Annotated in this window: 14 protein-coding genes; 5 read left to right on the top strand and 9 right to left on the bottom strand. The window is 65.6% G+C overall.

Annotated elements, in window-relative coordinates; translation table 11 throughout:
* The first annotated feature begins 177 nt into the window (after positions 1–177).
* The 4 genes from VNQ78_RS08820 to VNQ78_RS08805 all read left to right on the top strand — a co-directional run bounded on the left by VNQ78_RS08820 (position 178) and on the right by VNQ78_RS08805 (position 4,014).
* Entirely contained in the window at positions 178–513 is a 336-nt protein-coding gene (locus VNQ78_RS08820) for a hypothetical protein (RefSeq protein WP_325688766.1), read from the top strand.
* A gap of 83 nt (positions 514–596) precedes the next feature.
* The gene (locus VNQ78_RS08815) at positions 597–1,949 is read left to right on the top strand and encodes a ferredoxin reductase family protein (protein WP_325688764.1); all 1,353 of its coding nucleotides are present in this window, start codon (positions 597–599) and stop codon (positions 1,947–1,949) included.
* A gap of 4 nt (positions 1,950–1,953) precedes the next feature.
* Entirely contained in the window at positions 1,954–3,168 is a 1,215-nt protein-coding gene (locus VNQ78_RS08810; RefSeq protein ID WP_325688762.1) for an aldehyde dehydrogenase family protein, read from the top strand.
* A 9-nt stretch (positions 3,169–3,177) separates the two neighbouring features.
* On the top strand, positions 3,178–4,014 hold the full coding sequence (locus VNQ78_RS08805; RefSeq protein WP_325688760.1) for an alpha/beta hydrolase: 837 nt from the start codon (positions 3,178–3,180) through the stop codon (positions 4,012–4,014).
* A gap of 167 nt (positions 4,015–4,181) precedes the next feature.
* Here the strand turns inward: VNQ78_RS08805 and VNQ78_RS08800 are convergent, their stop codons facing one another.
* The 6 genes from VNQ78_RS08800 to VNQ78_RS08775 all read right to left on the bottom strand — a co-directional run bounded on the left by VNQ78_RS08800 (position 4,182) and on the right by VNQ78_RS08775 (position 11,361).
* Positions 4,182–5,450 (bottom strand): NAD(P)/FAD-dependent oxidoreductase, encoded by a 1,269-nt coding sequence (locus VNQ78_RS08800; protein WP_325688768.1) that lies wholly within the window; start codon positions 5,448–5,450, stop codon positions 4,182–4,184.
* 391 nt (positions 5,451–5,841) lie between these two features.
* Positions 5,842–7,461, bottom strand: coding sequence for an FGGY-family carbohydrate kinase (locus tag VNQ78_RS08795; protein ID WP_325688758.1), 1,620 nt, complete (start codon positions 7,459–7,461; stop codon positions 5,842–5,844).
* Positions 7,462–7,465: 4 nt separating this feature from the next.
* Positions 7,466–8,194, bottom strand: a complete 729-nt coding sequence (locus tag VNQ78_RS08790; protein ID WP_325688756.1) for an SDR family oxidoreductase — start codon at positions 8,192–8,194, stop codon at positions 7,466–7,468.
* Between the two features lie 15 nt (positions 8,195–8,209).
* On the bottom strand, positions 8,210–9,457 hold the full coding sequence (locus VNQ78_RS08785; protein WP_325688754.1) for a sugar ABC transporter permease: 1,248 nt from the start codon (positions 9,455–9,457) through the stop codon (positions 8,210–8,212).
* Position 9,458: 1 nt separating this feature from the next.
* A complete protein-coding gene (locus tag VNQ78_RS08780; protein ID WP_325688752.1) occupies positions 9,459–10,250 on the bottom strand; it encodes an ATP-binding cassette domain-containing protein in 792 nt (263 codons plus the stop codon).
* A 61-nt stretch (positions 10,251–10,311) separates the two neighbouring features.
* On the bottom strand, positions 10,312–11,361 hold the full coding sequence (locus tag VNQ78_RS08775) for a sugar ABC transporter substrate-binding protein (protein ID WP_325688750.1): 1,050 nt from the start codon (positions 11,359–11,361) through the stop codon (positions 10,312–10,314).
* A 228-nt stretch (positions 11,362–11,589) separates the two neighbouring features.
* On the opposite strand from VNQ78_RS08775, the gene VNQ78_RS08770 reads away from it, so the two are divergent.
* Positions 11,590–12,624, top strand: a complete 1,035-nt coding sequence (locus VNQ78_RS08770; protein ID WP_325688747.1) for a LacI family DNA-binding transcriptional regulator — start codon at positions 11,590–11,592, stop codon at positions 12,622–12,624.
* Between the two features lie 116 nt (positions 12,625–12,740).
* Here VNQ78_RS08770 and VNQ78_RS08765 read toward each other — a convergent pair whose 3' ends face one another.
* The 3 genes from VNQ78_RS08765 to VNQ78_RS08755 are packed head-to-tail and all read right to left on the bottom strand — an operon-like array spanning position 12,741 to position 14,971.
* Entirely contained in the window at positions 12,741–13,379 is a 639-nt protein-coding gene (locus tag VNQ78_RS08765) for a CDP-alcohol phosphatidyltransferase family protein (protein ID WP_325688745.1), read from the bottom strand.
* 21 nt (positions 13,380–13,400) lie between these two features.
* Positions 13,401–14,351 carry a phosphatidate cytidylyltransferase gene (locus VNQ78_RS08760; RefSeq protein ID WP_325688743.1) on the bottom strand — a complete coding sequence of 317 codons (951 nt, stop codon included), beginning with the start codon at positions 14,349–14,351 and terminating at the stop codon, positions 13,401–13,403.
* A complete protein-coding gene (locus VNQ78_RS08755; RefSeq protein ID WP_414694053.1) occupies positions 14,351–14,971 on the bottom strand; it encodes a lysophospholipid acyltransferase family protein in 621 nt (206 codons plus the stop codon). The genes VNQ78_RS08760 and VNQ78_RS08755 overlap by 1 nt, the downstream gene beginning before the upstream one ends.
* Between the last annotated feature and the right edge of the window lie 186 nt (positions 14,972–15,157).

The following is a 15,157-nucleotide window of genomic DNA, read 5'->3' as shown; positions in this document are numbered from 1 at the left end:
TCGCCTGAGCAGGGCAAATCGGGACTTCTGTTGGGCGTCGCGACATCACCCACCAGAGCACTCGCAAGATCATGCGACCGGATGATCAATATCATCCGGCGCTTCGTCCGATGACGGGCCGGTAGATAACTCACCCGCATGTGCCACCGGGGGCAACGAGACAGCAGCAGGATCCTGTTGGGTGAATGGAAGGCGAATATCCATACGCTGTCGGCAACCCGTGTCGTCCCAGAAATGAAGACATCCGCTTTGCCGAAGACTGGCGCCGAAACCCGTACAAATCTGAAGCCGGAGGAAAAAGAAACGGCGATGAAAACCGCCGCCTTCGAAAAGAAATCAATCCTTCGCCCTGCCATTCCCCGCCACATGGCTTCCCCGGCCAGAGAGATCGTCAACCGCTTTACCTTCCTGCTATCCCGGTACCCCAAACCGGGTCGGCCTAAATCCATGCCGCCGACCGAAACAGCGGCCTCTCAAATCAACCGGTTTCGCAGCCTGTCTTCAAAGGCTTAGGAAACTGGTCATGCGAGGTTGGTGGGGCGGCGAGGATCGGATATGCTGCGCGGGCCGGATCATTCTGCATAGCGAGGTTCGTCATGGGCAAGCTCACGCGTATCTTCTGGATCATGCTGGCGGTGCCGATCGCCTTCTGGCTGCTGACGGATAGCACGGTTTTCCAGGCCCCATCCTTTTTCCCCCTGCGCAGCGCGATGGTCCAGATTACCGGGATCCTCGCAATCGGCTGCATGAGCGTCGCGACCGTCATGGCGCTGCGGCCACTCTGGCTGGAGGCGCGGGTGGACGGGCTCGACAAGGTCTATCGCCTCCATAAATGGCTTGGCATCGCCGCGCTGGTAGCAAGCGTCCTGCATTGGCTGTGGGCGAAGGGGCCCAGATGGGCGGTGGAATGGGGATTGATGGCGCCGCGTCCCCGCGGACCGCGTCCCACGCTCCAGGACCCTTTGCAGATAGCTTTCAGCCGGCTGCATGGCCCGGCCGAACAGGTGGGCGAATGGGCCTTCTATGCCGTTCTGGTCCTGATCCTTGTCGCGCTTTTGCGTGTCATTCCCTATCGCGCGTTTTACAAAACCCACCGGTTGATCGCCGCTGTCTATCTGCTGCTGGTGTTTCATGCGGTGGTGCTGATGAAATTCTCCTATTGGTCTTCGCTGATCGGTGTTCTGATGGCGGTGCTGCTCGGCTGGGGCACATATGCTGCGATCGTGGCCCTCCTGCGCCGTATCGGTGCAAGCCGGCAGGTGCAGGGGGATATCCGCACGCTTCACTACTATCCCGGCGTTCAGGTTCTCGAAACCGAGATAGGCATAGCCGATGGCTGGCCGGGCCATAAGGCCGGCCAGTTCGCCTTTGCCCGCTCCGATCCATCAGAGGGGGCGCATCCCTATACCATCGCCTCGGACTGGCGGCCCGAGCGGCCGGGCATCACCTTTCTGACGAAGGAGCTGGGCGATCATACCAGCCGCTTGCGCGAGAAGGTGGCAGTCGGGCAGGCAGTGCGGGTCGAGGGGCCCTATGGTTGCTTTACCTTCGACGATGATCGCCCCCGGCAGATCTGGATCGCCGGCGGGATCGGGATCACCCCCTTCGTCGCACGGATGAAACATCTGGCATGGCAATCGCGAGCGGATGGCAGGACGGCGGGACAATCCATAGATCTGTTCCACAGCACGGCCGATGTCGATCGCGAAGCACTCGACAACCTGGCCGCGGATGTCCGCTCCTCGGCGGTCCGGCTGCATCTGATGGTAGATGCGCGCGACGGACGCCTGACGGGGGAGCAGATTCGCAAGGCTGTGCCGGGATGGGAGGAGGCCAGCATCTGGTTCTGCGGCCCCGTCGGCTTCGGGAACGCGCTGAAGCAGGATTTCGCCCGGCACGGCTTTCCCGTGCAGGAACGCTTCCATCAGGAATTTTTCGATCTGCGCTAGGATTGTGCGACGGCTCTACCCGCCGCCGCGAGATCGAGAAGATGCGCCAGTCATCGTGGACCACGTCCAGAATGCGGAACGGCCATCGCAATCCACAAATTTTCAACCGAAAGCTGCGGCTGGTAGCCCCGGCCGCAGCATTTTTTTAAAGGGACAGCTGAACATTTCGCCCGGAGGATCTTGCGATCGGAAGCCGCGCGGGATCAGCTATGTCGGATCTCTGATCACGCCCTGGAACTTTCCAGCGGCCATGGCGACACGGAAGATCGGCCCCGCGCTGGCGGCCGGTTGCACGGTGATCCTGAAACCTGCAACTGAAACGCCCTTGACGGCCTATGCTATGGCCCGGCTCGGGGCCGAGGCCGGAGTGCCTCCGGGCGTCGTCAACGTGCTGACCACGACGCAGCCCGCACCGGTGACCAACGCCATGCTGGCCGATCCGCGGGTGCGCAAGCTTTCCTTCACCGGATCGACGGGGGTTGGGCGGGTGCTTCTGGCCGAGGCGGCCAAAAGCGTTGTCTCATGCTCCATGGAATTGGGTGGAAACGCGCCTTTCCTCGTCTTCGACGACGCCGATCTCGCGGCGGCGCTGGATGGGGCGATGATCGCCAAGATGCGCAACGCGGGCGAGGCCTGCACGGCCGCGAACCGCTTCTATGTCCAATCCGGTATCCATGACGCCTTCGTCCCGGGCCTGACCGAGCGGATGGCGGCGCTGCAGGTCGGTCCGGGCACCGATCCGTCGACGCAGGTTGGCCCGATGATCAGCACGAAAGCCGTGCAGAAGATCGACCTCCTGGTGACCGAGGCCGTCGCCTCCGGCGCCCGCGTGACGACAGGTGGCAGGCCCCTGCCCGGCTCGGGCTATTTCTATCCGCCGACCGTGCTGGAGAACGTCCCCGCCGGCGCCCATATCGCGCGTCAGGAGATCTTCGGGCCCGTTGCTCCGGTCTATCGGTTCGAGACCGAGGAAGAAGCGATCGCGCTGGCCAATGATACGGAATATGGCCTTGCCGCCTATGTCTATTCGGGCGACCTTTCGCGCGCGTTGCGGGTGGGCAGGGGCATCGAATCCGGTATGATCGCCATCAACCGGGGCCTCATGTCCGATCCGGCCGCGCCCTTCGGCGGGGCCAAGCAAAGCGGTCTGGGACGTGAGGGCGGAGTGACCGGCATCCTGGAGTTCATGGAACCCAAGTATTTCGCGGTGAATTTCTAGGGGGGGCGGATGCCGCAGGATCTTTATCACAACCGGAGTTTCATCCCGGATTTCGACGCGATCATGGCCGAGACTGCGGCCCGGTCGCGCGAATTGTCGGCAAGGGTCGATATGCAGGTCGACATCCCGTATGGCCGCGGCCCAAGGGAAAGGATGGACATCCTGTTGCCCTCCGGCATGGCGAGGGGCGCACCGCTCCACATGTTCATCCACGGCGGCTACTGGCGGTCGGGCAGCAAGGAGGACCACCGGCTGGTCGCCGCCCCTGTGCTGGCGGCGGGCGGCGTGGCGGCTTTGGTGACTTATGATCTGATGCCCGCCACACGGCTTGGCGACATCGTGGGGCAGGTCCGTGCGGCGGCGCGGCATCTGGCAAGCCTCGCTCCGGGACTCGGTGCCGATCCGGGGCGTTTCACCGCGTCGGGTCATTCGGCGGGCGCACATCTCGCCTCGTATCTCGCGGCTTTTGGCCCTGGGGAAGAAGCACTTCCGCCCCTGCCCCCGGTGCGCGGCCTGCTTCTGGTCAGCGGCATCTACGATCTTTCGGGTATTCCTGACAGCTTCCTGAAGGATGAGGCCAGGATGACCGCGGCCGAGGCAGCGGCCTGGTCGCCCCTCACCTCGACCCAGATCGACGGACCGTCGCGGATCATCACCCGGGGCGAGTTCGAAACCGCCCCCTTTCAGATGCAGGCCGAAGCCCTCGCGACTGCGCTTGCCGGTGCTGAGCCGAAAAGCGAATTACGCTTGGAAAAAGGACGCAATCACCTGAGTATCGTGCTTGACTTGGCCGGTCCTCGATCACCCCTTGGCGAGCGACTTTCAGGCTTGGTGGCAGGATCATAGGCAACGCGGCCGCCTGACGCGCTTCGAGTGGGGATTGCGACCCGCTTGACGTGTCTGATGCGACATCACCGATAGTTGCCAAGCCTGACCTGCCATCATCCCGCACAGATCGTGCGGGGCAACCACCGCCCCGCCATCGTCGGGGTCCAGCGACAGGGGTATCTCCCCTATCGATCCCGTTCGCCTTCCTTCAGCGTCTCTTTCTGCGTGATCAGCCGGGCCGAGTTCTGCCCTGACAGAAAGGCCCAAAGCCAACTCAGCGATACGAACAGGCGCGAGCGCGTGCCAATCAGGAAATAGATATGCGCGATGCCCCAGATCCACCACGCAAGCCAGCCCCGCATCCTGAAGCGGCCGTATTCGATCACCGCCGCATTGCGGCCGATAGTGGCGAGGTTGCCCATGTGACGATAGCGGAAGGGTCCGGGTGCGGCCGCTCCGCGCAGTCGGGACCGGATGACGCGTGCCGCGTAAGTGCCTTGCTGCTTCGCGGCGGGGGCGACGCCCGGAACAGGCTTGCCGTCGGATTGAACAAACGCGGTGTCGCCCAGCACGAAGATCGCGGGGTCGCTCGGCAAGGTCAGATCGGCCTCCACCCGGACGCGACCAGCGCGGTCGCTTTCCGCGCCCAGCCATTCACTCGCGCCCGAGGCCTGCACACCTGCCGCCCAGATCGTGGTGCGCGCCGGGATGAACTGCCCGGCGACGGTGATGCCCTCCGAGGTGCAGTCGACGACCGGGTGGCCCAGCAAGACCTCGACACCGCCGCGCTGCAACGCCCGGGTCGCGTAACCGGACAGTTCCTCGCTGAAGGCGGGCAGGACGCGCGGTCCCGCTTCGACCAGCAGGATACGGGTCCGATGCGTGTCGATGCGCCGGAATTCCGGCGGCAGGATGCGATGGGCAAGCTCGGCGATGATGCCGACCAGTTCCACGCCGGTCGGACCCGCACCGATGACGGCAAAGGTCAGCAGCGCATCGCGTTCGGTGTCGTCATCGGTAAGCTCGGCGCGCTCGAAGGCCAGAAGCATCCGGCGCCGGATGGTCGTCGCGTCCTCGAGCGTCTTCAGGCCAGGCGCATAGGCTTCCCAGGCATCCTTACCGAAATAGGCGTGCCGGGCACCGGTGGCGAGGACGAGCGTGTCGAACCGGATGCGCCGGCCGCCCTGCAGCACTACCTCGCGCGCGTCGCGATCCACGCCCGTCACGGTGCCGAGAAGCGTCGTCACGTCCTCCCGCCGGCGCATAAGGGACCGAATGGGCCAGGCGATATCCGAGGTCGCAAGCATGGTGGTCGCGACCTGATACAGCAGGGGCTGGAAAAGATGGTGGTTGCGCTGGTCGAGCAGCGTGATCCGACAATTCGTTCCCTTGAGTTGCTGGACGAGCTGCAACCCGGCAAAGCCTGCGCCGACGACAACGATATGATGTGAAATATCCAGTCCTCCTGCCGCTGTTTCGCCCGGGTTTCACAACTGGACGGGACGGAGCGGGTCCAGGTGTCAGCGACACTCTCAAGTTATGGAGTGAAACTGACCAGAGCCACGACAGCAGGAAGGCAGATCGACCCGGCATGATCAAGGTCGTTGTGAACCGCACCGGGTTTGCCCGAGGCTCCAGCTATCGGTGATGCGACGGGCGACCTCACCCTCGAATTGGATGCGGCCCCGAACCGCGAGCATGATCGTGCCGAGGACGATGCACCGAAGATTTGATCGGTGCTAGCCTCGTCCTCAAGCGTGATGGCGATGATACCTTGGCCGCGCCAGGCCGGCTTGTCGCGAGGCGACCGAACCAGTGCCTCGCCGTCAATGCCCCGCGACGCGCTCAGGCCCCGCGCCCGTCCCGCAGCGCCTTTTGCAACGCCTGGAAGGTGGCATAGCGCGCATCGTGGATCACCACTGCGCCGGGATCGGGCTGGTATTCGCGATCCGGGCGTGACATCTCCGCCATCGCCTCGACCATGCCGGGGAAATGGCCCGCCGCGACGGTGCCGAGGATCGCGGACCCCAGCAGCACCGGCTCGGCCGCCTCGCTCGACAGGACGGGCTTGCCGGTGCCGTCCGCCAGAAGCTGGCGCACGAGGTCAAGCTGGCCCGCCCCGCCCGAGATCACGATCCGGTCGACCTGAACACCGGCCTTGCCCTGCGTCTCGATGATCTGGCGCAGGCCATAGGCGATGCCGCAAAGCCCCGCGACATAAAGCGCGATCAGGCTGGCAATGTCGCGCTCCATCCCGAGGCCCGCGATGATCGCGCGGGCATGGGGATCGGCAAAGGGCGCGCGGTTGCCCAGAAACTCGGGCACGACATGCAGGCCATCGGCAAGGGAGACGGCATCGGACAGGGTCCCGACACGGGCGGCCGCGGCCTCGGCCAGCCAGACCGGCAGCGGCTTTCCGTCGGCCTTCGCAGCGGCGCTGGCCTCGGGCAATGCCGGATGGAAGGCCAGAAGCTGTTCGATCGCGGCGCCCGCGGCGGACTGGCCGCCCTCGTTCAGCCACATCCCCGGCACCATGGCCTGATAATAGGGCCCCCAGACCCCCGGCACAAAGGCCGGCTCGCGCGTCGAGGCCATGGTGCAGGACGAGGTTCCGAAGACATAGGCGAGGTTGGTTACCGGCCCATCGCCCATGCCCACGGTCCCGATCCCGCCCGCATGGGCGTCGATCAGACCGGCGCCCACCGGAGTGCCGGGGCGCAGGCCAAGATCGGCCGCCGCCTCGGCCGTCAGGCCAGAGCCAAGCGGCGTTCCGGGCGGCACGATCCTTTGCCCGATCCGCGCGAAATCCTGATCGGCCAGATCGCCAAGCCCGATGGCGCGAAAATAATCCGCATCCCAGCGATCCTCATGCGCAAGGTAGGTCCATTTGCAGGTGACCGTGCAGCTCGACCGCGTCAGATCTCCGGTCGCCCGCCAGCCGAGGTAATCGGCGAGGTCGAAGAATTGCCATGCATTCCTGTAGGTTGCAGGCATATTCTCGTGCAGCCACAGCAGCTTCGGCGTCTCCATTTCGGGCGAGATGACGTTGCCCACATAGCGCAGGACGGCATGTCCGCCGGCGTTGATCCGCTCGGCCTGATCAATGGCGCGGTGGTCCATCCAGACGATGATATTGCGCGCCGCTTCGCCCGAGGCGCTGACGCTCAACGGCCGCCCCTCCGGCCCCAGCACGACCAGCGAGCAGGTGGCGTCGAAGCCAAGCCCCGCGACCTCGGCCGGGTCGATCCCGGCCAGCGCCACTGCCTCGCGGGTCGACGCGCAGACGGCTGACCAGATGTCGTCGCTGGATTGCTCGGCGATGTCCGCGCCCTCGCGCCAGAGGTGGATGTCGCGCCGCGCGCTGGCGAGCATGTGGCCTTGCGCGTCGAAGAGGCCGGCGCGGGCGCTGCCGGTGCCCACATCGATGCCAAGGAAATACGGTCCGGTGCCGGGTGCGCTCGTCATGGCGTTACAGATCGACGCTGTTCGGCAGGATCACCAGATCGCGGATGACCACGTTGCGCGGCCGGGTCAACATGAAAATGACCGCATCCGCCACCTCGGTCGGCTGCATGAGCGAGCCGTTGGCCAGCGCCTCCTCCATCTTCGCCTTGGGCCAATCATCCAGAAGCGCGGTCACCACCGGGCCGGGCAGCACCGCGCCCATGCGGATCCCGTGCTGCGAGACCTGCCGCCGCGTCGCGTGCAGAAAGGCCTGAACCGCGAATTTCGAGGCGGTATAGATCGGCTCCCACACCACCGGCACCACGCCCGCGACCGAGGAGGTGAAGATCACGTCGCCGGTCTTGCGCTCGATCATGCCGGGCAGGACGGCACGCACGCTGCGGAAGGCCGCGTTGATGTTCAGGTTCAGCATCCGGTCCCAGGCGTCGGGATCGCCTTCGGCCGCGGGGCCGCCGATATAGGCCCCGGCATTGGCGTGGAAGATGTCGACCGGACCGGCCAGTGCCTCGATCCCCTTGGCGATGCCGTCAACCTCCGCTCCGTTCAACAGGTCGACGACCAGCGGCTTCGCGTTCGGCCCAAGCTCATCGCAGAGCGCCTGCAGCCGGTCCCCGGCGCGGTCGATCAGCACGACGGTTGCACCCTCGGCCAGCATCGCCCGGGCGCAGGCCAGCCCGATCCCCGAGGCCGCGCCAGTGACGGCCGCGACCTTGCCCTTCAATTGCTCAGACATTCCTGTTCCCTTTCCTTAAGCGCGGCCGTGGCTGGCGCGCGAACGCCGCGCGAGCGAGTCGACGATCACCGCGATGGCCAGAACCGCGCCGGTGATCATGTAGCGCAGCGACGAACTGAGGTTCAGCAGCGTCAGCCCGTTCGAGATCGCCTGAATGACGATCACACCCAAAAGCGCCGACCATGCCGAGCCGCGCCCACCGAAAAGCGAGGTGCCGCCGATCACCGCCGCCGCGATGGCGTTCAGGTTCACGTCACCCGTCCCCGCCTGCTGGCTGGAGGAGGCAAGGCGCGATGCCGCGAGCGTCCCCCCCAGCGCCGCCAGCATCGAGCAGAGCATGAAGGCCGAGATGCGGATGCGGTTCACATTGATGCCGGAACGGCGCGCCGCCTCGCGGTTGCCGCCGACGGCGAACATGGCCCGGCCCCATTTCGTCCGGGTCAGCGCGTATTGCATGATGACGACAAGTGCGACGAACAGCCCGAACATCCACGGAATCCCGCGCCCCATGTTCAGGTAATGGACCGCGCCCAGCAGGATCAGCGTCAGCACCACGACCTTGGCCAGCAGCACCGAAATCCCGCCGGGATTGGACAGGTTCACCGCCGCCCGCCGCCGCATCCGGGCAAGGCCAAGCGCCAGCATCACCGCGCCCGGTGCCAGCGCCAGCAGATAGCTGAACCACGCCGGCATGACATAGATCTGGCCGAACCGAACCATGGGCGAGGCATAGGGCAGGTTGATCGAGCCGGTCCCGCCCAGCAGGTAAAGCTGCAGCCCCAGCATCGCCAGAAGGCCCGAGAGCGTCGAGACGAAGCTGGGCATCCCGAAGCGGTTCAGCAGCGTCGCATAGACAAAGCCCATGACCGCGCCCGCGCCCACCGCGACGAGGATCGCCAGCGGCACCGGCAGGCCCATCCGGACCCAGACCACGCCGAGGATGGCCGAGGCAAGCCCGCTCATCGAGCCGATGGAGAGGTCGATCTCGCCCAGCATCAGGACGCAGACCACCCCTAGCGAGATGCAGCCCACCGCCGCCGCGTCAAAAAGCAGGTTCGCGAGGTTGTTCGGCGCAAGAAAGATCGGGTTCAGCGACCAGAAGACCGTGGCGATCAGGATGAGTCCAACCACCACCGGCAGGATGCCCAGATCGCCCGAGCGCACGCGGTCGATGAAACCTCGGAGCGCGCCCGCGACGCCCTGATCCTGCCGCAGGCGGCTGTCCGACTGGTCGAGGGCGGTTCGGTTCTGCGGATCGGTCATCTCAGCCTTCCAGTTCTTCATGCTTGCGGGCCTGCCGGCGCGAGACCGCGTTCTCGGTCGCGCCGGTGATCGCCGCGACCAGTTCGGCATTCGAGGACTCCGCCGTGAAAACCCCGTTATTCTGCCCCAGCCGCAGGACGACAATGCGGTCCGCGACCGCGCGCACGTCCTCCATATTGTGCGAGATCAGGATGACGCCGAGGCCGCGGTCGCGCACCCGCTCGATCAGGTTCAGCACCTCGGCGGTCTGGGCGACGCCAAGCGCGGCGGTCGGCTCGTCCAGCATGATGACCTTGGGATTGAGCAGCAGCGAACGCGCGATGGCGACCGTCTGGCGCTGCCCGCCCGAAAGCGAGGCGATCGGCTCACGCACCGAGGGGATCCGCGCCGCAAGCTCGCGCAGGAGCGTCCAGGCCCGGACCTCCATCTGGACCTCGTCGAGGCTCCAGGGCGAAATTTCCTGTCCAAGGAACAGGTTAGCGACGACATCCAGATTTTCGCACAAGGCGAGATCCTGAAAAACGGTCGCGATGCCCAGCTCCAGCGCGCTGCCGGGGCTGTCGAGCGTCACGGGGCGGCCCATGAATTCGATGCTGCCCTCGGTCGGCTGGTGGACGCCCGCCAGCACCTTGACCAGCGTGGACTTGCCCGCGCCATTGTCGCCGACCAGTGCCACGACCTCACCCGGATGGACGTCCAGCTCGATGTCCTTCAGCGCCTGAACCGCGCCGAATTGCTTCGAGACGCCGCGCAGCTTCAAGATGGGCGCGGCGGTTTCGCGAGCCTCGGTCATCGCATCTCCTTTCCTTCAGAATGCGTCAGCGCGCGCCAGACAGGCGCGCGCTTCGCTTGGCTTACTGGATAATGCCCAGTTCGCGGCAGGCATCGGCATAATCGGCCGTGCAGATCTCCTCGGGGGTCTGGATCTTCTTGTCGAAGATCTCGGCCTTGATGTTCTCGCGCGTCACGACGGCCGGCACGAAAAGCTGCGAGGGGGTGTCGTAAAGCGTCGTCTTGGCTTCTGGCGTCTCGCCCTTCAGGAAGGTCGCGACGGCCTCGGCGGCGGCGGCGGCCACGATCTCGGACGGTTTCGAGATGGTGTTGTATTGATCCCCCGCGATGATCAGTTGCAGCGCCGCGATGGTCGCGTCGTTCCCGGTGACCGGCGGCAGCGGATCGACGCCCGCAGCCTTCAGCGCGGCAATCGCGCCGCCGGCGGTCCCGTCATTCGCCGCGACGATGCCCTTGATGTCGGCGCCAAAGCGGTTGATCTGCCCAGCCGTGAACTCCTGCGCCTTGGGCGGGGCCCATTCCGGCGTGTCATATTCGGCGAGGGTCTTGTATTCCGACCCGTCCAGCGCGGCGTCGATGCCGTCGCGGATCAGACCCGCCGCCGCATCCGTGGGCGAGCCGTTGATCTGCAGCACCCCTGCCCCGGCCTCGACGCCCGAGGCCTTCAGGTGATCGACCAGCGATTGCGCGATGGCCTGCCCGATGCCCTTGTTGTCGAAGGAGACATAGTAATCCGCCGGCGTATCCGGGATCGGACGGTCATAGGCGATGACCTTGACGTCCTGCGAATGCGCCATCTGCACCAGCCCCGCCGCAGCCGCGGAATCGACCGGGTCCAGAACCACGATCTTCGCGCCCTGCGTGATGACCGAGTTGAACTGCTGCTGCTGCAGCGTCGCATCGGCATTGGCGTTCTGGTAGATCACCGTGCAATCCGGGCACAGCTTTTCCATCGCGGCCTTGAAACCCGGGAAATCATGCTCTTCATAGCGGGTCGAGGCCTGGTCGGGCATCAGGAAGGCGACGGTCGCCGCCTCCTGCGCCGATGCCACGCCGGCCAGCAGCGTCGTCGCAGCCAGCGAGGCCGCCACGAGCGAAAACTTGGACTTCATCTTCCTCTCCTCCACGATGTCGGATGCGACCTTCGGCATGGCCATTTTCCCCCGGCCCCGATCCGGTCGCCCCTTGTTGTTTCCCCGATTCTCCGGCGCACCCCACAGGTGCGCCATCGATGCAGCACGGATGCTCAATCGATGTAGCAAAGTTGTGGCATTTATGCTTAGCTGTCAAGATGATCGTAAATGCAGGTGCAGTGCCGCATCCAGAAGCAATGGCGGAACATGAGCGAAGGCGAAGAAATACCGGCGAAAAGACCCACCATCTATGACCTTGCCCAGATCGCCGGGGCCAGTCCCAGCGCCGTCAGCTCGGTCCTGAACGGGACATGGCAAAAGCGCCGGATCAGCGCCAAGCTGGCCGAGCGGATCAGCCAGATCGCCAAGGAGCAGGGCTATGCCGTCAACCTTCAGGCCAGCATGCTGCGCCGCGAACGCTCGCGCATCATCGGCATGATCATCCCGAAATACGACAACCGCTATTTCGGCGCCATTGCCGAGCAGTTCGAGGCGATGGCCCGCGAACGCGGCCTGTTCCCGGTCATCACCTGCACCCAACGCGACCCCGCGCTGGAGGTCGAGGCGGCGCGCGAGCTGATGTCCTATCAGGCGGAATGCCTGATCGCGACCGGCGCGACCGATCCCGACCGCCTGGCCGAGATCTGCATCGCCGCCGGGATCCGCACCATCAACCTCGACCTGCCCGGCGGCAGCGGCCCCTCGGTCGTGTCGGATAATTTCGGCGGGGCGCGCGATCTCACGCGCCTGATCCTCGACCGGGTCGCGCAGGATTTCGGCACTCGCGCGCCGCTATATTTCATCGGCGGGCGCGGTCAGGACCACAACACGCGCGAACGCCTGCGCGGCTTTCTGGCTGCGCATCGCGAATATGGGCTGGAGGTTCCTGAAGCCCGCCTGCTGATGCGCGGCTATTCCGCCGCCAAGACCGAGGCGACCCTTGCCGCCATCGACCTGCCGCAGGACAGCGGGATCTTCGTCAACTCGACCATCGCGCTGGAAGGGGTGATCCGCTGGTTCCACGCCCGGCCCAACCCGCCCCGGATGCGGTTCGGCTGCTTCGACTGGGATCCGTTCGCGGCATTTCTGGCCCAGAATGCCGGGATGATGCGGCAGGATGTGGGCGCGATGCTGGCGCAGGTCTTCGCCTTTGTCGAGGAACCGCCCCCCGGCGCGCCAAGGATCGAAGTCCCCTGCATCTTCGAACCCGCCAGCGGCGCGGAAACGCTGGTCGGGGACTGAGGCCGCGCGGATCTTCCAGCGGGAGGCGTCGGAGGCGGGTGCCACCTTCGGGGACAAAGCCGTTCGCCCGGATTTTTGCCTGACCCTAGGCGCGCGCCTGCCCGACGGGTTGCCGCCTATCGCTGGCCGCGCAGCTTCCCCACCAGATGAAAGGCGCGGCGCAATGCGGTCAGGGCCGCGCCGAGGCAGACCACCCACAGCGCAAGCGTGAGGATCCCGCCCCGCCCCTGCCACAGGGGCTCGGCCAGCGAAAGGATCGCGGCTCCCGTCACCAGCGCCATGCGGTGCGGCTTGGCCATCGGACCCGAGAAATCGGCCCCTGCCCCGCAATTCACGCCCAACTCGCGCAGATAGGCGGTCAGGAAGGCAAAGCTGACCGCAGCCCAGCCAAGCGCCGGTTGCCCGATCCCCAGCGCCACGCCCATCAGGATCAGCATGTCCGAGACGCGATCGGGAAACTCGTTCCAGAACCCGCCATCGGGCGCGCCGCGCCCGGCCTCGATCGCGACCATGCCGTCAAGAAGGTTGCAGAGCAGCCGCAACTGGACGAACACCGCCCCGCCCAGCAGGAACAGCCAGCGCCCCGGCATGGTCCCTGCGGCCCAGAGGCATAACCCGGCAATCAGCGCAGCAACCATGCCCGCCATGGAAATCTGGTTCGGCGTGATCCGCGTCGATGCGAGCCAGCGGGTGATGCGAGCGGCCCAGGCGCTCTGGCGGCTGGCGAGGGGACGGCGGTTTGCGGTCTCAGGCATGGGGATCCTCGGATCGGCCGGTCATGGCAAGGCCCAGAAAAAGCGCGTGGCATGGAAAAACAGCGGCGCGGCGAAAATGACGGAATCGAGCCGGTCGATGAAGCCGCCATGGCCCGCGATGGTATGGCCCCAATCCTTGACGCCCCGGTCGCGCTTGATCGCCGACATGACGAGCCCGCCAAGGAAGCCCATCAAGGTGATCATCAGCGACATCGCCCCAGCCTCAAACGGCGTGAACGGCGTCATCCACCACAGCGCGGCCCCGATCAGGGTCGCGGAAAGGCAGCCGCCGACAAACCCCTCCACCGTCTTCGAGGGCGAGAGTTCCGGCGCGATTTTTCGCCTGCCAATCAGCTTGCCCCAGACATATTGCAGCACGTCGCTGAGTTGCACGACGATCACCAGATAGGCGATCAGCAGGGCATTGCGCCCCTCATATCCGGGGATCTTCAGGTTCATCAGCGCCGGCACATGCGAGACGCAGAAGACGCAGATCATCAGCGCCCATTGCATCTCGGCCACGCGGATCAAGAAGTTCCGGGTCACGCCCGACAGGGCCGAAACGATGGGCAGGAACAGGAAGACATAGACCGGGATGAAGATGGAATAGAGCCCGTACCAGTCGATCCAGACCAGCCAGAACTGCACCGGCAGCACCACGAAGAAGGCCGCGACCAGCGACCTGTGGTCGGCGCGGGTCGAATTGGTCAGCGTCATGAACTCGCGCAGCGCGGCGAAGGAGCTGATCGCGAACAGCAAGATCACTCCGCCGCGCCCGCCCAGAAGCGCGACCGAGATCGCGAAGGCCATCACCCACCACGCCCGGATGCGGTCATTCAGGTTCTCGATCGCGGCATTGCGGCCATCGGGCGACAGGTGCCATCGCAGCAGCCCGCCGATGACCGAGGCCGTGACCAGAACCGCCCCGATCCCGGCGATGACCCGCAGAAGGTCGCTTTGAACATCCGTCATCAGTCCCTCTCCGTCCGGGGGCGCAAGGCAAGCAGCGCCTCGCGGGCGCGGTCGAGGAAGGCGGTCTTGTCCTCATCCGGGGCAAGTTGCAAAGGCGCGCCGAAGATCACCTTGCACATCAGGGGAACCGGGATCAGCGCCCCCTTCGGCAGGACACGGTTCAGGTTGTCGATCCAGACCGGCACCAGTTCCACGCCGGGCCGGGCCTGCGCCACCCGGACGATGCCGCTTTTGAAAGCGAGCAGGGCCTCGTCGCCAAGATTGCGCGTGCCCTCGGGGAAGATGATGAGCGACGCGCCCCCGTCCAGAGCCTCGGCCATCTGGGCGATGGGGTCGGTGCCGTTCCGGCCCTGCGGGGTGCGTTCGATCAGGACGCTGTTGAAGACCCGCTCGCCGATGAAGCGCCGCAACCGGTCCCTGCGCCAGTAATCCGCCCCCGCCACGGGCCGCGTGCTGTAACGCTCGCGCAATGGAAGGACCGACCAGAGCAGCACGAAATCGCCGTGGCTGACATGGTTCACATAATAGATGCGTCGCTTGTCCGAGGCCGGCTCGATCCCGCGCCATTCGGGCTGAACCGCGGTCAGGAGGCGGGCGAAGGTGGCAATCCCCCAGCCCATTCCCTTTGCCGCAACCCGGCTCAACAGCGTCTGCTTGTCGGTTTCTGCCTGCACTCTTCCCCTCCGCGGGAAGCCGGGGATTCCAACGGCGACCCGCAACCCTTTCATTTCCCGAACGATCCACGATGTCCGAGGCCGTGTCCAGATCCGGCCTGCCGCGAGGCGACCGGAGCAGGCGCATTGCCC

Origin of the sequence: Paracoccus sp. (in: a-proteobacteria) (assembly GCF_035556475.1) — a bacterium.
GTDB lineage: Bacteria > Pseudomonadota > Alphaproteobacteria > Rhodobacterales > Rhodobacteraceae > Paracoccus.
This window is presented reverse-complemented; position numbering and strand designations above follow the sequence as displayed.

What these genes read in the sequence shown, in the direction of transcription:
- VNQ78_RS08815 (WP_325688764.1), top strand. Translation starts at nt 597, where the DNA reads ATGGGCAAGCTCACGCGTATCTTCTGGATCATGCTGGCGGTGCCGATC.
- VNQ78_RS08805 (WP_325688760.1), top strand. Translation starts at nt 3,178, where the DNA reads ATGCCGCAGGATCTTTATCACAACCGGAGTTTCATCCCGGATTTCGAC.
- VNQ78_RS08795 (WP_325688758.1), bottom strand. Translation starts at nt 7,461, where the DNA reads ATGACGAGCGCACCCGGCACCGGACCGTATTTCCTTGGCATCGATGTG.
- VNQ78_RS08790 (WP_325688756.1), bottom strand. Translation starts at nt 8,194, where the DNA reads ATGTCTGAGCAATTGAAGGGCAAGGTCGCGGCCGTCACTGGCGCGGCC.
- VNQ78_RS08785 (WP_325688754.1), bottom strand. Translation starts at nt 9,457, where the DNA reads ATGACCGATCCGCAGAACCGAACCGCCCTCGACCAGTCGGACAGCCGC.
- VNQ78_RS08780 (WP_325688752.1), bottom strand. Translation starts at nt 10,250, where the DNA reads ATGACCGAGGCTCGCGAAACCGCCGCGCCCATCTTGAAGCTGCGCGGC.
- VNQ78_RS08775 (WP_325688750.1), bottom strand. Translation starts at nt 11,361, where the DNA reads ATGAAGTCCAAGTTTTCGCTCGTGGCGGCCTCGCTGGCTGCGACGACG.
- VNQ78_RS08770 (WP_325688747.1), top strand. Translation starts at nt 11,590, where the DNA reads ATGAGCGAAGGCGAAGAAATACCGGCGAAAAGACCCACCATCTATGAC.
- VNQ78_RS08765 (WP_325688745.1), bottom strand. Translation starts at nt 13,379, where the DNA reads ATGCCTGAGACCGCAAACCGCCGTCCCCTCGCCAGCCGCCAGAGCGCC.
- VNQ78_RS08760 (WP_325688743.1), bottom strand. Translation starts at nt 14,351, where the DNA reads ATGACGGATGTTCAAAGCGACCTTCTGCGGGTCATCGCCGGGATCGGG.
- VNQ78_RS08755 (WP_414694053.1), bottom strand. Translation starts at nt 14,971, where the DNA reads ATGGGCTGGGGGATTGCCACCTTCGCCCGCCTCCTGACCGCGGTTCAG.